Consider the following 22,861-nt stretch of genomic DNA (forward strand, 5'->3'; position numbering starts at 1 on the left):
CACAGACCCGGCGGCGCGGGCTTTCAGTGTGGCGAGTTGAACTGCATCGCCAGGGCGCGCAAGGCGGCTTCAGCGGCGAGTACCTTGGCAATCGCGTCGTTGGCCTTCTCGCGGGTGATACCCAGGCGATCGAACAGCTGCTGCGGCACCTCGGTATCCGGCCCGCTGCCGATGCCACGGTTGCGCAGCATGCGTACCGCCAGGCAGACCAGGTTCGGATAGGCCGCATCTTCGCCGTCATAGCCGGGGTCGTTCTGGAAACGCAAGGCGGCCGCCAGTTCCTCGGGCATGCCCCACAGACGCATCAGCCAGGCACCGATCTGCTCGCGGGTGATACCCAGCAGATGCTGCTCGACGTGACTGTGCGACAGGTGCGGGTTGGCTTCCAGGTGCCGGCAGATCAGCGAAAAATGCGGTGGAAAGACGTGCGCCAGTACCAGATAGCCGAAGTTGTGCAGCAGTCCGGCGAGGTAGCTCAGGCCGGGTTCCGGGCGCTGTTCGCGGGGAATCGCACGGGTCAGCCCCTCGATGACCGCGGCTGTATAGATCGCCTGTTGCCAGTAGGGCGTGGCGTCCTGCGGCTTGTCGTCCGGCAGGCTGATGGTCTTGCCCAGCGCTAGACCAAGGGCCAGGTTGATCACCAGGTCGAAGCCGAGCACGCGGACGATGGCGTCTTCCACCGAGCGGATGCGCCCGGGAGCGGCGTAGTAGGGCGAGGCCGCCCAGCTGATCACCTGCGCCGCCAATGCCGGGTCAGTTTCCACCACGCCGGTGATGTCGTCGACCGTGGCGTCGGGGTTGACCCGCAGCTTGATGATCTTCTGCGCCGTATGCGGCAGCGGCGGAATCTCGATGGTTTCTTCCAGACGCTTCTGGATGCGTCGCGCGGTGAAACTCTGCACCGCCTGACTGATCTCGGCGCGGTCGTCGTCCGGGCGGTCCAGGTTCGGCCGGATGCTGCTCAGCGGTACGGCGAAACTACCGGCCGTGGCCTTGCTCAGCAGACGCTTGAAGTCGCCACTGCTGACCTCCACCAGCAGGCCAGGCTGGCCGGATTCAACCAGTAGCCGTGGCTGCTGCATCAGGCACTCTTCGTACAGGCAGGGCGAACTGGTCAGCGGCGGCAGGCCAGGCAGGCGGCTCAACTGGTGCTTGCCCAGCATCCGGGCCAGTCGCTCCGGCTTTACAGCTGCCAGCTCGCGGCCGGTAAGCTCGGCCAGGCGCGCGAGATCGAGCAGATGGTTCTGGGGGAAGAGCACCAGCATGGCGCCGATGCTGTCGTCCAGCAGCACTGCCTGAACCCGTTGGGCGGCGGGAAAATTGGGGCGATCGCGCTGGATCTGATAACTCACACCGAGGTCTTTCAACAGCTTGGTGATCAGCAGGGGCAGTTCGGAGCAGCTTTCGGTGTCGACAGCAGAATTCATATGCGGACCCGTTATAGTGACCTGCCCGAGTATAGCGAAGCCGTCAGGCACGGACGTTGTGGCGACGAATGGTTGTCATACCTGGCCGTATTCCTGGCCATGACGCAGCCAACGCTCGAGCAGAGGGCTGACATGCTGCGGCCAGCGCGCCAACAGCTCCTGCGCGGCATCGCGTACCGCCGGGAGCAGCTCTGCATCGCGCATGAGGTCGGCGACCTTGAACTGCAAGAGGCCGGTCTGACGGGTGCCGAGCATCTCGCCGGGGCCTCGCAGCTCCAGGTCCTTTTCGGCGATCAGGAAGCCGTCGCAGGTCTCGCGCATGATCGCCAGCCGCTCGCGGCCCAGTTGTGACAGCGGCGGATGGTACAGCAGCACGCAATGACTTGCCGCACTGCCGCGGCCGACCCGCCCGCGCAGCTGGTGCAGCTGGGCGAGGCCGAGGCGTTCTGGGTTTTCGATGATCATCAGGCTGGCGTTGGGCACGTCGACGCCCACCTCGATCACTGTAGTGGCAACCAACAGCTGCAGCTCGCCGCGCTTGAACTGCTCCATCACCGCGGCCTTCTCGGCCGGCTTCATGCGCCCGTGGATCAGCCCGACACGTAGCCCGACGAGTGCTGCCGAAAGGTTCTCGAAGGTGGTTTCCGCGGCCTGACAGGTCAGCTCCTCGGATTCCTCGATCAGGGTGCACACCCAGTACGCCTGGCGCCCCTCGTTGCAGGCGATGCGTACCCGCTCGATCACCTCCAGGCGGCGGCTGTCGGCAATCACCAGGGTGTTGACCGGCGTACGCCCTGGCGGCAGTTCGTCGAGGATCGAGGTATCGAGATCGGCGTAGGCGCTCATCGCCAGGGTGCGAGGGATTGGCGTGGCGGTCATGATCAGCTGGTGCGGGCAGAGTCGACCGTCGATGCCTTTCTGGCGCAGGGCCAGGCGCTGCTGCACGCCGAAGCGGTGCTGCTCGTCGATGATTACCAGCGCCAGGCGCTTGAACACCACCTCGTCCTGAAACAGCGCGTGGGTGCCGACTACCATCGGGCAGCCGCCGGCTATCTGTTCCAGCGATGCGGCGCGGGCCTTGCCCTTGAGCTTGCCGGCGAGCCAGGCGACCTCGATGCCGAGCGGTTCGAGCCACTTGCTGAAGTTGAGAAAGTGCTGCTCGGCGAGGATTTCCGTCGGCGCCATCAGCGCCACCTGGTAACCGGCTTCCAGCGCCTGCAAGGCAGCGAGGGCGGCGACCACCGTCTTGCCGGCACCGACATCGCCCTGCACCAGGCGCAGCATGGGCTCGTCCTGGGCCAGGTCATAGGCGATCTCGGCACCGACGCGTTGCTGCGCGCCGGTGGGGCTGAAACCTAGGTTGGCGAGAAAGCGCTGCGGCAAGGCTTTCGCCGGTGGCAGCGCCGGTGCCTGCTGGGCGCGTACCCGCTCGCGCAGGCGCTGCAGCGACAGCTGATGGGTCAGCAGTTCCTCAAAGGCCAGGCGGTGTTGCGCCCAGTGCCGACCTTCGGCGAGTTCTTCCAGATTGGCGTCGGCCGGTGGCCGGTGCAGGTAACGCAACGCTTGGTCCAGCGGGCCGAGGCGATAATCACGGGCCAGTTCGGCGGGCAGCCAGTCTGGCAGGCTGTGCGGGCCGAGACGGCTTAGCGCCTGCTCGCTGAGGTTGCGCAGGCGCTGTTGGGTCAAGCCTTCTGTGGTCGGGTAGATCGGCGTGAGGGTCTGTTCCACCGGTGCCGGCTCGCTGGTCAGTGCGCGGTATTCCGGGTGGTAGATCTCCAGCCCCGAGGCACCGGGACGCGCCTCGCCGTAGCAGCGCAGCTGGGTGCCGCGCTTCATGGCTTCCTTCTGCGCCTGGCTGAAATGGTAGAAGCGCAGGCTCAGGGTGCCGCTGCCGTCCTGCAGGCGCACCAGCAGGCTGCGGCGGCGACCCATGACGATATCGGCACCGGACACCACGCCTTCGATCACCGCGTCCTGCCCCGGGCGCAACGCGCCAATGGGCACCACGCGGGTGCGGTCCTGGTAGCGCAGCGGCAGGTGGAAGAGCACGTCCTGCAGGGTTTCCAGGCCGACCCTGGCGAGCTTTTCGGCCAGCGCGGCGCCGACGCCCTTGAGTGCGGTGACCGGAACGGTCGCCAGTTCGCTCATGGCCTCAGGCTTTCGCCGACGGCGGCTTGCCTACCGAACACAGGCGGATCGAGTCGGCGAGGATCTCGATGGCCTTGGGCCGCGGAAAGCTGGCGCGCCAGGCGATCGCCACGGTGCGGAACGGCACCGGCGGCGTCAGGGGGCGGGTCTCCAGCACACCGGGGGAGTAGTGGTGGCTCTCCACCGCCGACAGCGGCAGGATCGACACGCCGAGGCCCGAGGCGACCATGTGGCGGATGGTTTCCAACGAGCTGGATTCCACCGTGGTGTGGCTCGGCGCCTCGCCCTTGCGGGTGGTCGGACAGGCTTCGAGCACCTGATCGCGGAAGCAGTGGCCTTCACCGAGCAGCAGCAGGCTCTTGTCGTTGAGCATCTCGGCGTCGATGGTTTCCTTTGCCGTCCACGGATGGTCGGCCGGCATCAGTACGTAGAACGGCTCGTCGTAGAGCGGCTTGGTCAGCACGTCGGCTTCCTGGAACGGCAGCGCAACGATGATCGCGTCCAGCTCGCCGGTGCGCAGCTTGTCGCGCAGGATGTGGGTGAAGTTCTCTTCGATGTACAGCGGCATATCCGGCGCCACGCGATGCAGCTGCGGAATCAGGTGCGGGAACATGTAAGGGCCGACGGTGTAGATGGCGCCGACCTTGAGTGGTGCGGCGAGCTGATTCTTGCCGACCTGGGCCAGCTCGCGGATGCTCTGCGCTTGCTCCAGCACCTTCTGCGCCTGGGTCACGATGCCTTCGCCGACCGGCGTGAGGCGCACCGCGCTCTTCGTCCGCTCGAAGATCAGCACACCGAGCTCGTCCTCGAGCTTCTTCACACCGACCGAAAGGGTCGGCTGACTGACGTGGCAGCGTTCAGCGGCGCGGCCGAAGTGCTGTTCCTGGGCAAGGGTCACGATGTAGCGCAATTCGGTCAGAGTCATAGTCAGCATCCATCAATGTGCCGGCAAGCATAGCCTTTTGCGCAGCGCAGAACCAACCGGTCGGCCAGGCTTCGAAAGTCGGTACACTCCAGTTTCGTGCGGCCCGCGCGGCGGGTTACAACTGAGGGAGCAGAACATGGGCAAGCGCCTAAGCGTATTGATCGCAGGCTGTGGCGACCTTGGCAGTCGTCTCGGTCTGCAACTGAGTCGGGACGGCTGGACGGTGTATGGCCTGCGGCGCAACGCCGCCCAGCTGGCAGTGCCGATCCTGCCGGTCAACGGCGACCTTTCCGAACCGACCTGTCCGCGCTGCTGGCCCAACGGCTCGCTGGACTATCTGGTCTATGCGGCATCCGCCACCGAACATGACGAAGCCGGCTATCGCCAGGCCTATGTCGAAGGCCTGCGCAATGTGCTCGGTTGGTTACAGCAGCGCGGCCAGCGCCCTCGGCGGCTGCTGTTCGTTTCCAGCACCGGTGTGTATGCCCAGCGCGACGGCGAGTGGATCGACGAGGACTCGGCCACCGAGCCCGGCGGCTTCACCGGTCGGGTGATGCTCGAGGCCGAACAGCTGGCGCTCGACAGCGCCCTGCCGGTAACGCGAGTGCGTCTGGGTGGGCTGTACGACCCGAAGCGCCCCTGGCTGCAGAATCAGGTACGCGCCGGTTTGCGTGTCGAGCGCGATCCGCCGCAGTACAGCAACCGCATCCATCGCGACGACGCCGCCGGGCTGCTGGCGTTTCTGCTGCAGAGCGACGCCAGTGGTGCTGCCCTGGAAGATTGCTATCTGGGCGTCGACGATGACCCGGCACCGTTGCACGAGGTGGTCGACTGGTTGCGCGAACGGCTGGGCGTCACCCACTGGGCCGAGCAGAGCATGACCCGCCGCGCCGGCAGCAAGCGCTGCAGCAATGCCCGCGCCCGTGCGCTGGGCTGGAAACCCAGGTACCCCAGCTATCGCGACGGTTACGCTTCGCTGGATCGCAACCGGCATTAGTGCAGCCCGTCGGCAATCGGGCAACTCTGGTGCGGCGCTGCTTACTAAAACCCTGACAGCACGCCGCACCGTGACAGAGGAGCTACAGCGAGGCAGCAAAGGAGAATCACCGAGACGGCGTTTCCGAAACCCGACAGGAGATTGTCCATGAGAGCCCTCCGCTGGCACGGCAAGCACGACATCCGCTGCGACAACCACGTCCCCGATCCCTCCATCGAAGACCCGCGCGACGCCATCATAAAGGTATCGTCCTGCGCCATCTGCGGCTCCGACCTGCACCTGTACGACGGCTTCATGCCCGGCATGCAGCACGGCGACATCATGGGCCACGAGTTCATGGGCGAGGTGATGGAGGTCGGCTCGGCGAACAAGAAGCTCAAGGTTGGCGACCGCGTGGTGGTGCCCTTCACCATTGTCTGCGGTGAGTGCGACCAGTGCCGGCGCGGCAATTTCTCGGTGTGCGAGCGAACCAACCGCAATAAGGACGTGGCTGACAAAGTCTTCGGCCACACCACCGCCGGCCTCTATGGCTACACCCACCTCACCGGCGGTTATGCCGGTGGTCAGGCTGAATACGTCCGCGTGCCCTACGCCGATGTCGGTCCCGTGGTGATCCCCAATGGTCTGACTGACGAGCAGGTATTGTTCCTCGGCGACATCCTGCCCACCGGCTGGCAGGCCGCGGCGCAATGCGACATCCAGCCCACCGACACGGTGGCGGTCTGGGGTGCCGGGCCGGTCGGCCAGTTCGCAGTCCGCAGCGCGGTGATGATGGGCGCCGAGCAGGTCATCTGTATCGACAACGTGCCCGAGCGCCTGTCCATGGCCCGCGCGGGCGGTGCCATCACCATCAACTTCGACGAAGAGAGCGTGCTCGAACGCCTCAAGGAGCTGACCCGCGGCAAAGGCCCGGAGAAGTGCATCGATTCGGTGGGCATGGAGGCGCACGCGGCGCGTTCGATCGATTCGATGTACGACCGCGCCAAGCAGGCGCTGATGCTCGAGAGCGACCGCCCGCACGTGCTGCGCGAGATGATCTACGTCTGCCGGCCGGCCGGCATCATTTCGATTCCCGGCGTCTACGGCGGGCTGATCGACAAGATCCCGTTCGGCGCGGCGATGAACAAGGGCCTGACCTTCCGCATGGGCCAGACCCACGTCAATCGCTGGACCGACGACCTGTTGCGGCGCATCCAGGAAGGCGAGATCGATCCGAGCTTCGTCATTACCCACAGCGTCAGCCTCGAGCAGGGTCCGGAGATGTACAAGACCTTCCGCGACAAGCATGACGGCTGCATCAAGGTCGTTCTGAAACCCTGAAGCCTGCAGATCGCCGATCACTAAAGTAGGGATCGGCCGAGCCACGTTATCGAGCGAGGAGTCTTTATGAGCATTCCACGTCAAGTCACCCGGCCCAACCATTCCGCGCGCACGCTGGCGCGGGGGCTGGGTTGGTTCAGTATCGGTCTAGGCGTCGTCCAGTTGGTGGCGCCGCGGCAGGTCGCACGCTTTATCGGCATGTCCGGCAGCGAAGGGGTGGTCCGTGCCTGCGGGCTGCGCGAGATCGCCACCGGTGTCGGCATCCTGCTGGCGGATGATCCGAAACCCTGGATCTACGGCCGTATCGGCGGCGATGCGCTGGATCTGGCCGGTCTCGGCTGGAGCATCGAGCACGGCAACGAGCCGGCCAATGCCGCCATCACCGCCGGCGCGGTGGCCGGTATCACCGCGCTGGACCTGAGCTGCGCCAAGGGTCTGGATGCCGAGCAGGTGCCGGTGGTCGAATGGGACTACAGCGATCGCAGCGGTTTCCCCGGCGGCACTGCGCAAATGCGTGGCAGCGTCGAGGCCGAGTTCGCCGCCGCGCGGGCCGAGCCCAACGGCTATTCGCCGTCGCTTCATTGAGCTGAAACCCAGGGTCGGCTGGGTATTGCCTGGTCGACTCTGAGCGCGACGATCCGCCGCATTTGCTAAGGTGGCCGGCCGTTTCGGTCGCGGCCTGCGCCGCGCCGCCAGCTTGCAGATGAGAGTCCATGTCTTCGGTCGTCAATGTCGTCCTGCCCGTCTTTGCGCTGATCCTGCTCGGTTACCTGTGCCGCCGTAGCGGGCGGATGGGGCCAACCGGCGCTTCCGAACTCAATCGGTTCGTGGTCTGGCTAGGCCTGCCGGCGCTGCTTTTCAGCGTCGTTGCCACCTCGACCTGGGAGCAGCTCTGGCAACCCGGCTTCATCGCCGCGTTCGCCATCGGCTGCCTCGGTGTGTTCGCCTTCACTCTTGCGTATCGCATGTTGCAGAAGCAGCCGCTGGTCGACGCCAGCCTGGACGCGCTGGGTGCTTCCTACGCCAATACCGGCTATGTCGGGATTCCGCTGTGCATGCTGGTGCTGGGCGACGAGGCGCTGCAGCCGGCGATGGTCGCCTCGATCGTGGTGGTCTGTGTGCTGTTCGCCATCGCCCTGGCCTGCGTCGAGACCGGCCTGCATGCCGGGCAGGGCGTGTTGCGCACGCTGGGCAAAGTCAGTAGTGCGCTGGTACGCAATCCACTGGTGATCGCGCCGCTGCTCGGTGCGCTGTGGGCGGCGACTAGCCTGCAATTGCCGGTGCCGCTGGCGACATTGCTCAAGCTGCTGGGCGCGGCGGCGGCGCCCTGCGCACTGGTGTCGCTGGGGCTGTTCCTCGCCCAGCCACAGCCCGGAGGACGGGTGCAGGGGGTGTGGCCGCTGGTGGGGTTGAAGCTGGTGGTGCAGCCGCTGATTACCTGGTATCTGGCTTTTCAGGTATTCGAGCTGCCAACGCTGTGGGCCTATTCGGCGTTGCTGCTCGCCGCGCTGCCGACCGGGACTGGCCCCTACATGCTTGCCGAATTCTATGGGCGCGAGGGCTCGCGGGTGTCGCGGGTGGTGCTGCTGTCGACGCTGGGCTCGTTGATCAGCCTGTCGCTGATTCTGGTGTTGTTGCCGGTCTGATATGCGCGCTCACTTGCGCGTGGATAAGCCTGCGGCGTTATCCACCCTACGCCTGGCCGGTCGTAGGGTGGATGGCCACCCCGTGGAAAACCGCGAAGCGTTTTCCACACGGGAGCGTTCAGCTCGCCGCCCGCGTCACTTCCAGCACCACGGCAGCGATGCGATCGCACTGGGTGTAGGCCCCGCCAAGCAGCTCCTCGCCGAACACGTCCGGGTCGATCTCACGGTAGCCCCACTGCAGGTCGGTACGCTCCAGGCGCTGGCGCACCTCGGCCAGGAAGGGGTCCTGGTTGTCGATCATGGCGACCCCGGTATACAGCAGTAGCGTGCCGCCCGGCGCCAGGCGGCCGAGCGCGGCATCCAGAATCGCCAGCGACAGCCCGGCACCGAGCGGCCCGCCGCCGTGGCGATAGGCGCGCTGGTCGGCATCGACCAGATAGGGCGGATTGGCCAAGACCAGATCGAACTCGCCCTGCGCGTTGCTCAGCAGATCGCTGCGTTCGGCGCGCAGGTTGTCCGCTCCAGCCAGCGCCGCGTTGATGCGGGTCAGGCGCAGCGCTTGCGGATTGATATCCACCGCCAGCACTTCGGCTTGCGGTCGCGCCAGGGCAGTGAGAATCGCGCCGGCACCCGAGCCGCAGCCGATGTCCACCACGCGGCGGATTTCGCCGGCATGCTGATTCAGATGGCTGCAGATGGCGCTGGCGAAGCGGTAGGTGTCCGGCCCGAAGAACACCGCATCGCTGGCTTCGGTGGGAAAGGCTGAGTGCAGGAACAGCTGGCCATCGAGGCTGGACAGTCGCACCTTAGAACGCCAGCGCGAGCCATAGGGCTCCAGCACGTCGGCCTGATCCATCAGGCTGAAAAGCGGTGGTGGCAGCAGTTCGTGCTGGAACGGGCGGCTCCAGCCGAAGACCCCTGGCAGGTCGTCGGCGAGCGCATTTTCCGGGCGCTGATTGACCCGTTCATGGGTCAGCGGCGTGGGGGTGATGAAGTGATAGCCGCGATCCCGCAGGGCCTGGCCCAGGTGCAGCAGCGCGCGGTCCTGCGCATTGTCCATGATCATCGTCGCGTTCCTTGGTGTGCCTTCAGTTGAACAGTCCGTTGAACAGCCGCGTGGCCAGCAGGCCGGCGGCAGTGTGGTGGCGTTGCGGGGCGAGCAGCGGCAGCAGCAGGCGCATGCGCGCGGCGCGATCGGGCAGGCGTGCAATCTGTTGCTCGAGCAGCTGCAGTTCCTCGTCGAAATCGTTGCCGCTGACGCTTTCCGCCGGTTGCAGCACACCCGGCTCCTGCGGCACACGCCGGGCGTTGAACAGCGCTTGGCGCTGCAGCAACGCACCGCGCGGGCTGCGCTTGCTGTCGGCCTGCCAGTCGCCAGCGATCCAGTCATGGATCATCTGCTGCTCGTAAGCGCTGAAGACGCCGAACATCGGCGCCTGTTCGCCGGCGATCAGCTGCCAGAAGCGGCTTTCCTGCGGGTCATGGCCGCGCTTGATCCAGCCGCGCTTGTCCAGCACTGCGAGAAACTGTTCGACGTCTTCGGCCAGCCACTGATTGACCGTGCGGCCTTCGAAACGGCAGTAGTCGGAGTGCACGAACTGGCCGACCGCCGCCTTCTTCTCGAGGATGCGCTGCACCTCCCGGGACAGATCGAAGTCGCCGATCACCGAGACGGTGCTGGCGCCGAGGTCGTTGAGCCGGTAGCCGTTGCGCACCCGTCGATAGAACTCCGCGCTGTCGCCGACCTGCGGCAAGGCATCCAGCACGCCCTGCACGGCTTTCTTGGCGTGGCCGTTGTCGGCGTTGTCGACGGTGACATGCAGGGTGAAGTAGTAGGGATCGATGCCCAGCTCGGTCAGCTCGTAGGAGGTGATCAGCAGGTGCAGCGGCAACTGTTCGTAGCCCAGGTTGAAGCCGATCACTTCCGGCAGGAACTGCTCGGCATGCTCGGCCAGTGCCAGCTGGATGGCCCCCTGGACGAAGTGCTCGTCGTCCAGCTCCTGCCAGTCATCGCAGCCTTGGCTGGCCAGCAGCTTGCGGTAGAGCACCACATGGTTCTTCTCCGGCAGGCCTTCGCCGAGCTCCTCCAGATAGGTCTGGATCAGCGCGGTGAAGCGCGCATCATCCCAGCGCTGCAGCAGGCCATAGAGCCAGGCGCCATCGACCAGCTTGGTCGGCGCCACCCCGCGCAGGAAATGCAGTGCATGGGCCTTGCTGGCGAAATAGCGGCGCGGACCGCCGGCACGGCGCTGGTCCAGGTAAGCCTGATACTGGCGTCCGACCACTTCGGTGCGCCGCATGACCCAGGCTTCCAGGCTGGCCGGGTCCTCCGGCAGGTCGGACGGCAGCGCAGCGGCGGCCTCGAGCTGCGCACGCAGGTACTCCGCAGCGCTGTCGCGTGATTGCGCGTCGACCTCGCGGGCAAGGGCGAAGTACAGCGCCCGTGAGGGCTGATCCTGCTCCGGGTGAAGGGCAGGAGTGATCGGCAGGCTGCGAGAAGTCAGTTGCATGATTCTGTTCTATGGCAGTTCTAGTCCAGTTTTGGCTGCCGGGCCTGTGGTTTAGTTCAGCTGCACCGCCGAGCGGCCATCGGTCCAGAAAAGCGCCGTTACGCTGCAACTTCCGCCGCCACGTCTCCTCCCAATCGATAGAGCCACCCGGACGGGCCGGGCATGGCCACAGGTACGCGAGGAGCAGCTGATGAGTCAGAACGACCAGGGTCGCGAGAGCATCGAGTCCATCGACCAGAGCGGCGACGCCCACGAGCAGAATCCGGAAACCACGTCCACCCAGGGCGAGGTCGCCGGTGGTGACGAAGCCGACGTACCCGGCGGCGCCTACAACGTGCCGCCGGGCCTGGCCGAGGAGGTGAGCGAAGAGGACGCCTCGCGCGAGTCGCAACGCAAGCCTTGACTGTGAGCGCCGATGTCAGGCTCAGCCGGCACGCGGTCCGGCTGGCCTGCTGCTAGTACCGCCGCTCGGCTTCAGGGTTTGGCAAGAAACTTGATGTCCGACGGGCGCTCGACCGGCAGGGTCTGCAGCGTCTCGCCGAGCTTTCCGCTGTCTGGATCGCGCCCGATCACCACCACGTCATCGCTCAGCTGATTGGCGATCAGCAGGAAACGCCCGTCTGGAGCGATGGCAAATTCTCGTGGTTCGCGGCCTTCGGTGGGGCGGCGCTGGATTTCCCGCAGGGCGCCGTCGCTGTCGATGGCGAAGACGATGATGTGGTTGTAGTCGCCGCGGTCGCTGACATAGAGGAAACGGCCATCGGCCGAGGTGTGGATCGCCCCCGGTGAATGACGCACCTCGCTAGCGGCATCCTTCAGGTCCAGCAGTTGCCGGCGGATCAGGTTGCCGTTCGTGTAGTCGAAGCTCGCCACCTGGGCGCTCAGCTCGAGGGCGAGATAGGCGTGCTTGCCATTGGGGTGGAAGACCAGATGGCGCGGGCCGCTGCCAGCTGGCAGCTCGATGCTGGCGGGTTCGTCGGGTTGCAGGGGCCGTTCGGCATTGCGCGGGTCGTAGCGGTAGACGAATACCTGATCGGCGCCCAGGTCGCTGACCAGCAGGCGCTTGTCGTCCGGGCTCGGTACGGCGGAGTGCACATGCGCGGCCTGCTGTCGCTCGGGGTGCACGCCGCTCGGCTGATGCGCAAGAAGCTGCGTGACCGGCAGCGGCTGGCCATCTTCGGCCAGCGGCATCACCGCCAGGCTGCCGCCCGGGTTCGGTCGCGCCCCGTAATTGCTGATGAACAGGTAGCGCCCGTCATGGCTGAGGCTGGCATGGGTCGGTTCGTCGCCCAGGCTGATGTTCTGCCCGATCAGCTGGTGCTCGCCGCTGCTGTCGAGTTGCCAGGCGCTGACACGACCGACCGGGTCGGCGTGCGTTGGGCTGTTCTCGTTGGTGGCATAGAGGCGTCCGCGCTGCTCGTCCAGCACCAGCCAGGAGGGATTGTGGCTGGCGAGGGTCTGCAGCGGTTGCGGGTCGATCCGACCTTTCGCCGGATCGAAGCGCAGGCGCAGAACGCCCGGGCTGTCGCTGTCGTGCGTGTAGCTGCCGATCAGGATGTGCATGTCGTCGGTCTCGGCTCGCGCGCCGGCAGACAGCGTCGCGCCGACCAGCACAGCGAGAGCGAGGCGAAGCAGTACGGGGCGTTTGCGCGTGGTCATTGATGTCATGCCACTATGACCACCGTGGGCGCCCAACGCTCCCGAAGACGTTGTTCGAACAATACCCGACTGTCAGGGTCTGATATGCACCTGGGCGGACGCCAGCCACCCGCGAATTCAGGAAGATTCATGGACCACTTGCTACCCGTTCAGCTCGTCGAATTGCAAAACGTCGCCGCCGATCTGGCTGAAACCGTCATTGCGCCGCTGGCGGCCGAGGTCGATGCCGACTGCCGCTGGCCCGCCCATTCGCTGCGAGCACTTGGCGACGCCGGGCTGCTCGGGCTGCAGGTGCCAAGCGAACTGGGCGGCCTGGGGCAGGGGCTGCTGGGCTTGTGCGTGATTACCGAAACCATCGCCCGCGCCTGCCCGTCGTCGGCGCTGTGCTACGGCATGCATTGCGTGGCGACCGCGGTGATCGCGGCCAAGGCCACCGAGCATCAGCGCGAACACTACCTGCGGGAGATCGCCGCGGGACAGCACATCACCACGCTGGCGCTCTCCGAGCGGGGCACCGGCGCGCATTTCTACCTGCCGGAAACCCGTCTGGATGCCGACGGCGAAGATTTCCTGGTCGACGGTACCAAGCAGTTCGTTACTAACGGCGACCATGCTGACTCCTACGTCGTGTCCACCGTCGCGGCGGGCGCCGAGGCGGGGGATTTCAGCTGCCTGATCGTCGATCAGGGCAGTGCCGGCATGCACTGGCTCGAGCCCTGGGCCGGCTTCGGCATGCGTGGCAATTCCTCGCGGCCGCTGCAGCTCGATCGCGTCCGGGTACCGGCGCGCAACCTGCTTGGCGAGCCGGGCGATCAGGTCTGGTACGTGTTCGAGGTGGTCGCGCCGTTCTTCCTCATGGCCATGGCCGGCACCTATCTGGGCGTTGCCCAGGCGGCGCTGGACGAGGCGAGCCTGCATCTGCGCTCGCGGCATTACAGCCATTCCGGCGAGTCGCTGCGGGATGTGGAAAGCCTGCAGATCCGCTATGGCGAACTATGGACCGAGCTGGTCAAGACCCGCGCGCTGGTGCGCGAAGCCGCACGCCGGGGCGATGGCGCCCACCCCGAGGCGTTGTCGTTCATCCTGGCGTGCAAGGCCGATGCGGCGGAGACCGCAGTGCGCCTGGCCAACGAGGCTATGACTCTTTGCGGCGGTGCCGCCTATCGCGAGAACAGTCGTGTCGCCCGTCTGCTGCGTGACGCGCGGGCCGCGCACGTGATGACCCCCACCACCGGCCTGCTCAAGCTCTGGACCGGTCGCAGCCTGCTGGGGCTGCCGCTGCTATGAGCGAGCTGCTGCTCGATCAGATCGCGCTGCTGGAGGCAGGCGATGCCGCGTTGCGCGAGCAGATCGACAGCTGGGCGACAGCCCACGGTCTGCAGGTGCGCAGCCTTGATCCAGGCGCGTTGCTGCCCGATGAGAATGAGCCGGCGCTGGTGCTGCTGGCGCCCGGTCTGCAACGCCCGGTGGCGCAGGCCCGGCAGCTGCGCAGTCGCTGGAAGGCCACCCAGTTGCTGTTCCTCAGCGATGAGGCGGGCGTCGACTCGCTGCACCGCGAGCTGGGCCCGGCGCCGTTGCTCGGGCCTCACTGGTCGATCGTCACCCTCGGCGCCAGCGCGCTGGCGCAGCTTGATCAGGCCTTGGCCAGCGTGCGGCGGCGGGCGCGCCTGCGCACCACGTTGGCGCAGGCCAACGCGATGGTCGATGGCGGGCAGTTGAGCAAGCGTTCGTCACCCACGGCAGAGCTCTATCTGCATCATTTCATCGACGCGGCACGCGACGCCATCGTCGGTCTCGACCGCGCCGGGGCGGTGCTCTACTGGAGCGCCGGTGCTGCCGAGCTGTTCGGCCTGGGTCGTGGCGAGGTGCTACGCCGTGCGGCGAGCGGGCTGCCGTTCTGGAGCGATGAGCTGGGCCAGGCCCTGGCGCAGGTCCAGGATTGCGACACGACGCTGACCCTGCAGCATGAAGATGCGGCTAACGGGCGAACGCTGGAGATCGTCGTCGCCGCCGTGTGTTCTGCGGATGGCGCGGTGGTGGGTGCGGCGCTGACCTTGCGCGATGTCTCGGCGCTGGTCGCGGAGCGTCGCGCCAACGAGCTGCATGGTCGTCAGCTCAGCGAGGAGCGCGCCCACCTGCAACGGCTGTTCGACCAGGCGCCGGGCTTCATCGCCATCACCGAAGGGCCACAGCACGAGCTGAAGATCGCCAATCGCGCCTTCCACCAGCTGGTCGGCGCCCGCGAGCTGCTCGGGCGTCCGGCGCTCAAGGCGTTTCCGCAACTGGAAAGCCGCGCGCTCTCCGATTTGCTACAGCAGGTCTATGTCACAGGGCGGCCCTATATCGGCCGCGACATCGCCGTGCGCGTGCGCCCGCAGGCCGGCGGCAAGGCCGAGCGTCACTATGTGAATTTCATTTTCCAGCCGGTGTTCAGCGAGGACGAGCAGGTCAGCGGCATCTTCTGCCAGGGCCATGATGTCACCGCCCAGGTGCTGGCGCAGCAGGCGCTGCAGCGCTCCAGCGAGCAGCTGCAGGAACTGGTCGAGGAGCGCACCCGCGAGCTGGAACTCAGCCGCCAGGCGCTGTATCAGTCGCAGAAGCTCGAGGCCATCGGCAAGCTCACCGGCGGCGTGGCACACGACTTCAACAACGTGCTGCAGGTGATCGCCGGCAATCTGCAGTTGCTGCAGCCGCTGGTGGAGGCCAACCGTGGCGCGGCGAAGCGGGTCGATGCGGCCAGCTCCGCCGTCGAGCGCGGTGCCAAGCTGGCGCGGCAACTGCTGGCCTTCGCCCGTCGGCAGCCGCTGCGCCCGCAGCCGACCAACCTTAGCCGGCTTTTGCGCGACCTCGACGAGCTGCTGCGCCAGGCGTTGGGCGAGCGCATCGAAATCGAAACCGTGGTGGCGGGCGGGCTGTGGACGACGATGGTCGACCCGAACCAGCTCGAACAGGTGGTGCTGAACCTGGCGATCAATGCCCGCGATGCCATGCCTGATGGGGGCAAGCTCACCCTGGAGCTGGGCAACGCCATGCTCGACGAGCACTACACCGGTACCCAGATCGACGTCGCGCCAGGGCAATACGTGTTGCTGGCGGTGTCGGACACAGGCGTTGGCATGCCCGCCAACATTATCGAACAGGCCTTCGAACCGTTCTTCACCACCAAGCCAGAAGGGCAGGGCACCGGGCTGGGGCTGAGCATGGCCTACGGCTTCGCCAAGCAGAGCGGCGGGCATATCCGCCTGTACAGCGAACCGGGTGCCGGCACGAGCGTGAAGCTCTACCTGCCGCGCACCGAGCAACCCGAGGTACAGGCGCAGCCATCCACCGTCGGGCCGGTGGTGGGCGGCAGCGAAACCATCCTGGTGGTCGAGGACGATCTGCCGGTGCAGGCCACGGTGATCGAGCTGCTCACCGGCCTCGGCTATTCGGTGCTGCGCGCCAACGATGCGCAGAGCGCCCTGAGCATCCTGCAGAGCGGCCTTTCCATCGACCTGCTGTTCACCGATGTGGTCATGCCGGGGCCGCTCAGCAGCACCGAACTGGCGCGCCAGGCTCGCGTGTTGCTGCCGGATATCGCCGTGCTGTTCACCTCCGGCTACACGCGCAATGCCATCGTGCATGGCGGGCGCCTCGATCCGGGCGTGGAGCTGCTGAGCAAGCCCTATCGGCAGGAAGACCTGGCGCGCAAGGTGCGCCAGTTGCTGGGCACGCAGCACAGCGACGACAAACCCGTCGAGCAGCAGTGGGTGATGGTGGTGGAGGACCAGCCGCAACTGCTGGTGCTGGCCTGTGAGATGGTCGAGGAGCTGGGCTACCGCGCCTGCGGCTATCCGAATGCTGAAGCGGCCGCGCAGGGGCTGCACGAACAGCGCTTCGATCACCTGTTGCTGGACGTCAATCTGCCGGGCCGATCAGGCCCCGACTTCGCCGCCGAGGCCTTGCGAACCCAGCCATGGCTGCGGCTGGTATTCGTCTCCGGTGAAGGGCGTATCGAAAGCAACCTGCCGGCGCGCTCGCTGCCCAAGCCGTTCAGCTTCGACCAGCTCGCCGAGATCCTGCAGGGGTAAGGGCCTCGCCGCGTGCCTGGGGGCGGGCGCCGCTGCGCGACAAGCCATGCAGGCCGATGGCGACGGGCGCCGCCAGGGCCAGCCAGCTCAGCCAATCGCCCGCGCCTTCGGACACCAGCCCGGCGATCAGCCCGAGCATGGACAGCACGCCGATCAGCACCGGCCACAACCAGATGCGCATCATGAGCGTACCTCCGTCGTGCCGCGCTTGATCCACAGGTACAGGCCGCTGCCCAGCACGACGATGGTGAGGATATCCAGCAGCCCCCATAGAATCTTCAGCGGCAGGCCGCCGTAGTCACCGAAGTGCAAGGGTTCTGAGAGCTGCAGCGCAGTGACGTACCAGGGCCGGGCGCCGGCTTCGAGCACTTCGCCATTGGCCGGGTCGACCAGCAGCGCCTGGGTCAAGCGGGAAGTCAGCGGCGTGTCGCCGCGCAGGATCACCGCGACGTGCTCCGGCGTGGCGCGCAGTGTGCCGGGGTAGGCAATCATCGACACCGCCATGTCCGGCGCTGCAGCCAGCACGCGATCGACCGCCGTCTGCAAGGAGTCATCAGCGGCAGGCGCATCACTGGCATTGGTGGCCAGCAGTACCCGCGTTTCACCGGCCTGCAACGCGGCGACCTGTTCGGCCTGCCAGGCCTGGAAGATCAGGTCCGCCCAGGTATTGATCACTCCGGTGAAGCCCACCGCCAGGGCCCACACCAGGGTGACGATGCCGAGCAGGTTGTGCAGGTCCAGCCAGCGGGTGCGCGGCGTGCGTTCCTGGCGCACCTCGCCGAAGCGCAGCTTGCGCATGAAGGGCGCGTAAAGCACCACGCCGGAGACGATCGCCACCATCAGCAGCAGGCCCATGAAGCCGAGAAACAGCTTGCCGGCCAGCCCCGCGTAGAGGTCCACGTGCAGGCGGTACATCACGCTCATGAAGCCTTCGTCGAAGTTCGGCGCGCCGAGAACCTCGGCCGTGCGGGCGTCGGAAAGGATCAGGGTCGACTCGCTCTCGTCGGTGTCGACGCGGGTATCGAGCTTGACGTACCAGACGTCCGGCGCGTCTTCCTCGGCGAAGAAGTACAACGGCACGAGGCCCGGATAGGCCTTCACAGCTTCGGCCGCAACCCGGTCGACCGCAGCGCGCGGCGTGCCCTCGGGCATCGCCGGCGCCTCGATCTCGTTGCCGGTGAGGTGATCGATCTCGTGGGAGAAGATCAGCGGCAGGCCGGTCAGGCACAGCATCAGGATGAACAGCGTAGAGACGAGGCTGGACCACTTGTGGACCCAGCCCCACCGCCGCAGGGTGACTGCCTGCATCAGAAATCGACCGTAGCGCTGACCGAGAGCGTGCGCGGGGCGCCGAGGACGAGGTAGTTGGAGCCTGGATAGCCACCTGTGGAGGCCCAGTAGTCACGGCCAGTGGCGTTGTCGAGACGGGCGCGGAGCGTAACGTCGCGGTCCTGCACTTTCATCTCGTAGCGCGCACCGAGGTCCAGACGCGTCCAGGACGGGATTTCTCGGTTATTGTCGATATCGGTGTACTGGCTGCTGGTATAGACGACGCGACTGGTCAGCGTGAGGCCGGCAAGCCGAGGCACATCCCATTCTCCGCCAATGTTGGCTTGGGTCTTGGGCACGCCAATAGCGTGGTTCCCGTCGTAATCGCCATTATCGGTGTCGCTTAGCTCGGTATCGAGCAGGGTCACGCCGCCCAGCAGACGCATTCCGGGGGCCGGTTCGCCGAACAGCGACAGTTCTATCCCGCGATTGAGCTGATCGCCTCCTTCGCGGAAGACGCCGTCGGTCACTACGCCGATAGGGCGTTCGGTGCGGAACACCGCCAGGCTGCCGCCCAGATTAATGCCGTCGTACTTCAAGCCGATCTCGGTTTGCTTGGCGATGTGTGGCGCCAGTGTTTGCCCGGCATTGCTGACTGCCTCGGTCGTTCCATCGGGCCGCCTGGTGGTCCATGGGGCGCTGTCACCCTTGGCAAGCCCCTCGATGTAGTTGGCATAGATTGATACGTCATCGGTCAGCTTGTAGAGCACGCCGCCAACAGGAGTGGTCTCGTAGCGGTTGATCCGTGACGCGCGATCTCCGGTCGCCGCAGAGTAGTTCCTGGTCTCGATCCCTTGTCGACGTGCGCCCAGGGTTACAAGTAGCCGATCATCCATGAACCCAAGCGTGTCTGCGATCGCCAGGCTCCGAGTGGAGGTGCGGCCGATCACATTAGGATCGGAAAGCGAACCGCTGATGTTTTTCGGCAGCAAGTCGGGGATAGGGATGTCGTACGGGTTATCGAGGCTACCGGCTAAGAGGTTGTCATAATCTGATCCACCGAACGCATTGCGTTCCTCGGCCCGAAAGGTCGCGGCAGACATTACCCATTGATGTGAGACCTGCCCGGTCAATGCACGGCCGCGCAGGCCAATTTCACCTGTAGATATTTCTTCCTTGCGTCGGTTATCGAAGCGATATGCAGTCGTGGTGTCGGATCCGGTGTAAGTCGGATTAGCCAAGCGGTTTTCTTCTTCGCCACGGCGTGCGCCGATGGCTAGCCAGCCCGTGATCGAGTCAGAAAAGTCGTATTCGCCCCGGGCGGTGCCGAACGTCTGCTTTTCCTTGGAGAACGTCCAAGATTGAGCAAAGTTGTCTTCGGCATCCGGTGCACTTGGCAGGTCTATGCCGTCTTCGATGTAAACGCTTGGCCGCGGCGCATCGATGAAGTGGTACTGATGGCCGATATCGGCGGACAGACGGACGTTGTCGCCCTGGTAGTCCAGGCCGAGCGCAAACATATCCAACGTACGGTCTTCGTTGTCGACCGGCGTTTCGCCGGCATGCTTGGCGGCGTTGAGGCGTACACCGAAGCGCTCGCCTTCGCCGAAGCGGCGGCCCAAATCTACAGCTACCGAACCTTGACCGCCGCTTTTGGCGCCTAAAGTTAGGCGGGTCAACGGCTCATTGGGTGCGCGTTTGGGCACCAGGTTGATCATGCCACCCACACCTGAGCCGCCTGGAGCCGCGCCATTAAGGAATGCACTTGCACCGCGAAAGACTTCCGCGCGCTCGATGAACTCAGCGGCTACGTATTGGCGCGGCAACAAGCCGTATAAACCGTTGTATGAGATGTCGTCCGAGAACAGACGGAATCCCCGGACCATGTACAGCTCCTGCATGTTGCCGAAGCCCCGGGCCACGCGTACCGAAGGATCGTTCTGCACGATGTCCGACACGCTGCGCGCCTGCTGATCCTGAATCAGCTGCGAGGTGTAGGAGGTCGAGGTGAACGGGGTTTCCATGTAGTCGCGATTGCCCAGAATCCCTACTCGCCCACAACGTGCAACCTGTTCGCCGGCGTAGGGCTGGGTCAGGCCATCGGCCGAGGCGTCGGCGCTGGCGGTGATCTCTACCGATTGCAGTTCGACCGGCTCGGCAGCACTGCCTTGAGACTGATCTTCGAGTTGCTCCTGAGCCATGAGCGGCGAGCCAGCGAAGCTGGCGGCAAGGCAAACGGGCAGCAGTGCGGTTTTACGCGGGAAGCGAAGAGTGGGCATACGGACCTGACCGGACGTTGAGCTGTGAGGGTGTCGGATGATGGCGCGATGGGCAGTTGAGAGTCTGTGCCATCTGAGAGCCACTATCATATTTCAATGCTAATAATTCGCAACCGTATTCCGTCCGATGGAGCCGTGGCATGCTCGCGCGCCGCCGGCGCAGGGCGTCTGGCATGCGGGCCGCGCCTGCGTAGAAAAAAATGATTGGGTCTGTCGATTCGGGAATACACCAGACGACTAGCTGGTGAACCCGTTCATCCGATCAGAGGAAAAGGACATGAATAGCCAGAACAGCCAGGTCGAGAGCGCCATTCGCCAGCTGCACGAAACGTTCGAACAGGCCACCAAGGCCAAGGATCTCGACCGGATCATGGCGCAATACGCCGCCGACGTAGTCGCCTTCGATGCGGTCGGCGCACTGCAATTCAAGGGCGTTGAAGAATACCGGGTGCACTGGCAGCGCTGCTTCGAGTTCTGCCAGGGCGAAGGTTTCTTCGAGACCCATGAGCTGCATGTGGATGTCGGTGGGGAGCTGACCTGCAGCCGCATGCTTACCCACTGTGGCGGACCCAATGCCGAAGGCGAGATGCAAACGGCCTGGATGCGCGGCACGCGGGTCTGGGCGCGGCGCAACGGTGAGTGGAAGGTGATCCACGAGCACTTTTCGATGCCCTTCGACATGCAGACCGGCCAGGTATGCATGGATCAGACACCGTCGCAGCAACAGACCGGTTGAGGCTGGCCCGCGGTCTTCGTCGCGCGATCGGGCGAGGTCGTTCAATGGCTGCTAGCTTTGCTGCGTTGCCGGCAGAAGGAGCCCCGCCATGAACTACCTGTGCCTGATTTATTACGATGAACAGCGTGTGGATGCGATGACCGACGAGCAATGGCATGCGCTAGTCGCGCGTTGCGTGAGTTGCGGCGAAGAGTTGCGCGCCAGTGGCCACATGCTCGCCGGCGAACCGCTGCAGTCGGTGCGCACCGCGCGCACGGTGCGCGTGCGTGATGGCGTCACCTCGGTGGTCGACGGCCCCTTCGCCGAAACCCGCGAGCAGCTGGCGGGCTTCTACCTGATCGAGGCGGCGGACCAACAGGAGGCCGAGGCCATCGCGGCGAAGATTCCGCCGGCCAGCCTTGGCTGCGTTGAGGTCCGGCCGTTGCGCCAGCTGCCGCAGCGCTGAGCATGCCGCTGACCGGACATTTCACGGCGGCGCGGGTCGAGGCGGTCTATCGCAGCGAGTCGCGGCGCGTGTTGGCCACGCTGATCCGTCTGCTGGGCGACTTCGATCGCGCCGAAGAGGCCTTGCATGACGCCTTTGCCGCGGCCCTGCAGCAGTGGCCGCGCGATGGGATGCCGGACAACCCGCGTGCCTGGCTGGTTTCCGCCGGCCGCTTCAAGGCCATCGATGCCCTGCGCCGCCGTGCGCGCTTCGATGCCTCGCTGCGGCTGCTGGCCGAACAACTGGAAGACGCGGCGCAGGCAGTGGAGGTCGATGAGATGGAAGACGACCGTCTGCGGCTGATCTTCACCTGCTGCCACCCGGCCCTGCCGGCCGATGGCCGCGTGGCGCTGACCCTGCGTGAAGTCTGCGACCTGACCACCGAGGAGATCGCCCGCGCCTTTCTCGCTCCACCGGCCACCATTGCCCAGCGCATCGTGCGCGCCAAGGCGAAGATCCGTGACGCCCGGTTGCCGTATCGGGTGCCCGAGCGCGACGAGCTGCCGGCGCGGCTGGAGAGCGTGCTGCGGGTGGTCTATCTGGTGTTCAACGAAGGCTACACCGCATCGGCCGGCGCCGAGCTGACCCGCGCCGACCTCTGTGCCGAGGCGATTCGCCTGGGCCGACTGCTCCTCGAACTGCTGCCCAACGCCGAGGTGATGGGGCTGCTGGCGCTGATGCTGCTGCACGATGCCCGCCGGGCTGCGCGTACCGATGCTACCGGTGAGCTGGTGCGGCTGGATGAGCAGGACCGCAGCCTGTGGAGCCGCCAGCAGATTGCCGAAGGATCGCAGCTGGTGCAGCTGGCGTTGACCAGTCGCGCGTTCGGCCCCTATTCGTTGCAGGCCGCCATCGTCGCGGTGCATGCCGAGGCGCCGAGCGCCGCGCAGACCGACTGGCCGCAGATCGTGCGGCTCTACGATGTGCTGCTGCAGTTGAGCCCGTCGCCGGTGGTGGAACTGAACCGCGCGGTGGCCGTGGCCATGCGCGACGGGCCCGAGGCCGGCCTGCTGTTGGTGGATGAACTCCTCGGGCGCGGCGATCTGCAGGACTACCACCTCAGCCACGCCACCCGCGCCGATCTGTTGCGCCGGCTGGCGCGTATCGACGAGGCTCGCGAGGCCTATTGCAGCGCGCTGCGCCTGGTGCAGCTGGAGCCCGAAAGGCGTTTCCTGCAGCGGCAGCTGGATGAGTTGGGCGACTGACCGTACCCAAAACCCTTTTTTGGGAGCGGTCTCGACCGCGAAAGGCGACCGGTGCGCTGATCCCATGCTCTAGCCCGCCGGGCGGCGGCACAAAAGCTTCGCGGCCAAGGTTGCCCTGAGGTTTGTTCGGGGTGCGAGCTGGATGCTGATGTTCAATGCCGCTAAGCCTTGAATGGCCTGGCGACA

General features: G+C 65.8%; 19 protein-coding genes. 10 read left to right on the top strand and 9 right to left on the bottom strand.

The features are described 5' to 3' along the window. Positions 1-23: 23 nt before the first annotated feature. The 3 genes from IEG05_RS07565 to IEG05_RS07575 form a co-directional block, all read right to left on the bottom strand. Positions 24-1,427, bottom strand: a complete 1,404-nt coding sequence (locus IEG05_RS07565) for an aminoacyl-tRNA deacylase and HDOD domain-containing protein (RefSeq protein ID WP_023445569.1) — start codon at positions 1,425-1,427, stop codon at positions 24-26. Positions 1,428-1,502: 75 nt separating this feature from the next. Further along, positions 1,503-3,575 (bottom strand): ATP-dependent DNA helicase RecG, encoded by a 2,073-nt coding sequence (gene recG, locus IEG05_RS07570; protein WP_191121832.1) that lies wholly within the window; start codon positions 3,573-3,575, stop codon positions 1,503-1,505. Between the two features lie 4 nt (positions 3,576-3,579). Further along, entirely contained in the window at positions 3,580-4,500 is a 921-nt protein-coding gene (locus tag IEG05_RS07575) for a hydrogen peroxide-inducible genes activator (protein ID WP_014822082.1), read from the bottom strand. A gap of 136 nt (positions 4,501-4,636) precedes the next feature. On the opposite strand from IEG05_RS07575, the gene IEG05_RS07580 reads away from it, so the two are divergent. From IEG05_RS07580 to IEG05_RS07595, 4 genes are all read left to right on the top strand, one after another. Continuing rightward, positions 4,637-5,497: an SDR family oxidoreductase gene (locus tag IEG05_RS07580; protein ID WP_090522598.1), complete on the top strand. Its 861-nt coding sequence runs from the start codon at positions 4,637-4,639 to the stop codon at positions 5,495-5,497. 147 nt (positions 5,498-5,644) lie between these two features. Beyond that, positions 5,645-6,817 carry a zinc-dependent alcohol dehydrogenase gene (locus tag IEG05_RS07585; RefSeq protein ID WP_023445566.1) on the top strand — a complete coding sequence of 391 codons (1,173 nt, stop codon included), beginning with the start codon at positions 5,645-5,647 and terminating at the stop codon, positions 6,815-6,817. A gap of 66 nt (positions 6,818-6,883) precedes the next feature. Then, positions 6,884-7,402 carry a hypothetical protein gene (locus tag IEG05_RS07590; RefSeq protein WP_042922902.1) on the top strand — a complete coding sequence of 173 codons (519 nt, stop codon included), beginning with the start codon at positions 6,884-6,886 and terminating at the stop codon, positions 7,400-7,402. Positions 7,403-7,530: 128 nt separating this feature from the next. Further along, positions 7,531-8,463, top strand: a complete 933-nt coding sequence (locus IEG05_RS07595) for an AEC family transporter (protein ID WP_046618119.1) — start codon at positions 7,531-7,533, stop codon at positions 8,461-8,463. 118 nt (positions 8,464-8,581) lie between these two features. On the opposite strand, the gene IEG05_RS07600 is transcribed toward IEG05_RS07595, so the two are convergent. Beyond that, positions 8,582-9,529: a methyltransferase gene (locus IEG05_RS07600; protein WP_191121833.1), complete on the bottom strand. Its 948-nt coding sequence runs from the start codon at positions 9,527-9,529 to the stop codon at positions 8,582-8,584. Between the two features lie 22 nt (positions 9,530-9,551). Next, positions 9,552-10,973, bottom strand: a complete 1,422-nt coding sequence (locus IEG05_RS07605; protein WP_191121834.1) for an iron-containing redox enzyme family protein — start codon at positions 10,971-10,973, stop codon at positions 9,552-9,554. Between the two features lie 190 nt (positions 10,974-11,163). On the opposite strand from IEG05_RS07605, the gene IEG05_RS07610 reads away from it, so the two are divergent. After that, on the top strand, positions 11,164-11,376 hold the full coding sequence (locus IEG05_RS07610; RefSeq protein WP_014822075.1) for a hypothetical protein: 213 nt from the start codon (positions 11,164-11,166) through the stop codon (positions 11,374-11,376). Between the two features lie 71 nt (positions 11,377-11,447). On the opposite strand, the gene IEG05_RS07615 is transcribed toward IEG05_RS07610, so the two are convergent. Further along, positions 11,448-12,632: a lactonase family protein gene (locus IEG05_RS07615; RefSeq protein ID WP_191121835.1), complete on the bottom strand. Its 1,185-nt coding sequence runs from the start codon at positions 12,630-12,632 to the stop codon at positions 11,448-11,450. A 129-nt stretch (positions 12,633-12,761) separates the two neighbouring features. Between IEG05_RS07615 and IEG05_RS07620 the strand changes: the two genes are divergently transcribed. Together IEG05_RS07620 and IEG05_RS07625 are read left to right on the top strand one after the other, a co-directional pair. Beyond that, a complete protein-coding gene (locus tag IEG05_RS07620) occupies positions 12,762-13,919 on the top strand; it encodes an acyl-CoA dehydrogenase family protein (RefSeq protein ID WP_014822073.1) in 1,158 nt (385 codons plus the stop codon). Then, on the top strand, positions 13,916-16,702 hold the full coding sequence (locus IEG05_RS07625; RefSeq protein ID WP_191121836.1) for a response regulator: 2,787 nt from the start codon (positions 13,916-13,918) through the stop codon (positions 16,700-16,702). The genes IEG05_RS07620 and IEG05_RS07625 overlap by 4 nt, the downstream gene beginning before the upstream one ends. Here IEG05_RS07625 and IEG05_RS07630 read toward each other — a convergent pair. Genes IEG05_RS07630 through IEG05_RS07640 form a run of 3 tightly spaced genes read right to left on the bottom strand, consistent with a single transcriptional unit; the run spans position 16,665 to position 20,250 of the window. Beyond that, positions 16,665-16,886 (bottom strand): hypothetical protein, encoded by a 222-nt coding sequence (locus IEG05_RS07630; RefSeq protein ID WP_044314010.1) that lies wholly within the window; start codon positions 16,884-16,886, stop codon positions 16,665-16,667. The two genes, IEG05_RS07625 and IEG05_RS07630, sit on opposite strands and share 38 nt — an antisense overlap. Beyond that, positions 16,883-18,010, bottom strand: a complete 1,128-nt coding sequence (locus IEG05_RS07635; RefSeq protein WP_191121837.1) for a PepSY-associated TM helix domain-containing protein — start codon at positions 18,008-18,010, stop codon at positions 16,883-16,885. The genes IEG05_RS07630 and IEG05_RS07635 overlap by 4 nt, the downstream gene beginning before the upstream one ends. Continuing rightward, positions 18,010-20,250, bottom strand: coding sequence for a TonB-dependent receptor (locus tag IEG05_RS07640; RefSeq protein WP_191121838.1), 2,241 nt, complete (start codon positions 20,248-20,250; stop codon positions 18,010-18,012). Before IEG05_RS07640 ends, IEG05_RS07635 begins: the two co-directional genes overlap by 1 nt. A 277-nt stretch (positions 20,251-20,527) precedes the next feature. Between IEG05_RS07640 and IEG05_RS07645 the strand changes: the two genes are divergently transcribed. From IEG05_RS07645 to IEG05_RS07655, 3 genes are all read left to right on the top strand, one after another. Continuing rightward, positions 20,528-20,986: a YybH family protein gene (locus IEG05_RS07645; protein WP_191121839.1), complete on the top strand. Its 459-nt coding sequence runs from the start codon at positions 20,528-20,530 to the stop codon at positions 20,984-20,986. A gap of 88 nt (positions 20,987-21,074) precedes the next feature. Then, the gene (locus tag IEG05_RS07650) at positions 21,075-21,431 is read left to right on the top strand and encodes a YciI family protein (protein ID WP_023444787.1); all 357 of its coding nucleotides are present in this window, start codon (positions 21,075-21,077) and stop codon (positions 21,429-21,431) included. A gap of 2 nt (positions 21,432-21,433) precedes the next feature. Further along, a complete protein-coding gene (locus IEG05_RS07655; RefSeq protein ID WP_191121840.1) occupies positions 21,434-22,675 on the top strand; it encodes an RNA polymerase sigma factor in 1,242 nt (413 codons plus the stop codon). The last annotated feature ends 186 nt before the right edge of the window (positions 22,676-22,861 follow it).

The sequence above is a fragment of the Stutzerimonas kunmingensis genome (assembly GCF_014764705.1).
Lineage (GTDB): Bacteria > Pseudomonadota > Gammaproteobacteria > Pseudomonadales > Pseudomonadaceae > Stutzerimonas.

Excerpts from the sequence above, each read along its gene's own strand:
- IEG05_RS07625 (WP_191121836.1), top strand. The coding sequence starts at position 13,916 with ATGAGCGAGCTGCTGCTCGATCAGATCGCGCTGCTGGAGGCAGGCGAT.
- IEG05_RS07605 (WP_191121834.1), bottom strand. The coding sequence starts at position 10,973 with ATGCAACTGACTTCTCGCAGCCTGCCGATCACTCCTGCCCTTCACCCG.
- IEG05_RS07595 (WP_046618119.1), top strand. The coding sequence starts at position 7,531 with ATGTCTTCGGTCGTCAATGTCGTCCTGCCCGTCTTTGCGCTGATCCTG.
- IEG05_RS07610 (WP_014822075.1), top strand. The coding sequence starts at position 11,164 with ATGAGTCAGAACGACCAGGGTCGCGAGAGCATCGAGTCCATCGACCAG.
- IEG05_RS07600 (WP_191121833.1), bottom strand. The coding sequence starts at position 9,529 with ATGATCATGGACAATGCGCAGGACCGCGCGCTGCTGCACCTGGGCCAG.
- IEG05_RS07640 (WP_191121838.1), bottom strand. The coding sequence starts at position 20,250 with ATGCCCACTCTTCGCTTCCCGCGTAAAACCGCACTGCTGCCCGTTTGC.
- IEG05_RS07620 (WP_014822073.1), top strand. The coding sequence starts at position 12,762 with ATGGACCACTTGCTACCCGTTCAGCTCGTCGAATTGCAAAACGTCGCC.
- IEG05_RS07565 (WP_023445569.1), bottom strand. The coding sequence starts at position 1,427 with ATGAATTCTGCTGTCGACACCGAAAGCTGCTCCGAACTGCCCCTGCTG.
- IEG05_RS07590 (WP_042922902.1), top strand. The coding sequence starts at position 6,884 with ATGAGCATTCCACGTCAAGTCACCCGGCCCAACCATTCCGCGCGCACG.
- IEG05_RS07615 (WP_191121835.1), bottom strand. The coding sequence starts at position 12,632 with ATGACCACGCGCAAACGCCCCGTACTGCTTCGCCTCGCTCTCGCTGTG.
- IEG05_RS07635 (WP_191121837.1), bottom strand. The coding sequence starts at position 18,010 with ATGCAGGCAGTCACCCTGCGGCGGTGGGGCTGGGTCCACAAGTGGTCC.
- IEG05_RS07650 (WP_023444787.1), top strand. The coding sequence starts at position 21,075 with ATGAACTACCTGTGCCTGATTTATTACGATGAACAGCGTGTGGATGCG.
- IEG05_RS07575 (WP_014822082.1), bottom strand. The coding sequence starts at position 4,500 with ATGACTCTGACCGAATTGCGCTACATCGTGACCCTTGCCCAGGAACAG.
- IEG05_RS07585 (WP_023445566.1), top strand. The coding sequence starts at position 5,645 with ATGAGAGCCCTCCGCTGGCACGGCAAGCACGACATCCGCTGCGACAAC.
- IEG05_RS07655 (WP_191121840.1), top strand. The coding sequence starts at position 21,434 with ATGCCGCTGACCGGACATTTCACGGCGGCGCGGGTCGAGGCGGTCTAT.
- recG (WP_191121832.1), bottom strand. The coding sequence starts at position 3,575 with ATGAGCGAACTGGCGACCGTTCCGGTCACCGCACTCAAGGGCGTCGGC.
- IEG05_RS07580 (WP_090522598.1), top strand. The coding sequence starts at position 4,637 with ATGGGCAAGCGCCTAAGCGTATTGATCGCAGGCTGTGGCGACCTTGGC.
- IEG05_RS07630 (WP_044314010.1), bottom strand. The coding sequence starts at position 16,886 with ATGATGCGCATCTGGTTGTGGCCGGTGCTGATCGGCGTGCTGTCCATG.
- IEG05_RS07645 (WP_191121839.1), top strand. The coding sequence starts at position 20,528 with ATGAATAGCCAGAACAGCCAGGTCGAGAGCGCCATTCGCCAGCTGCAC.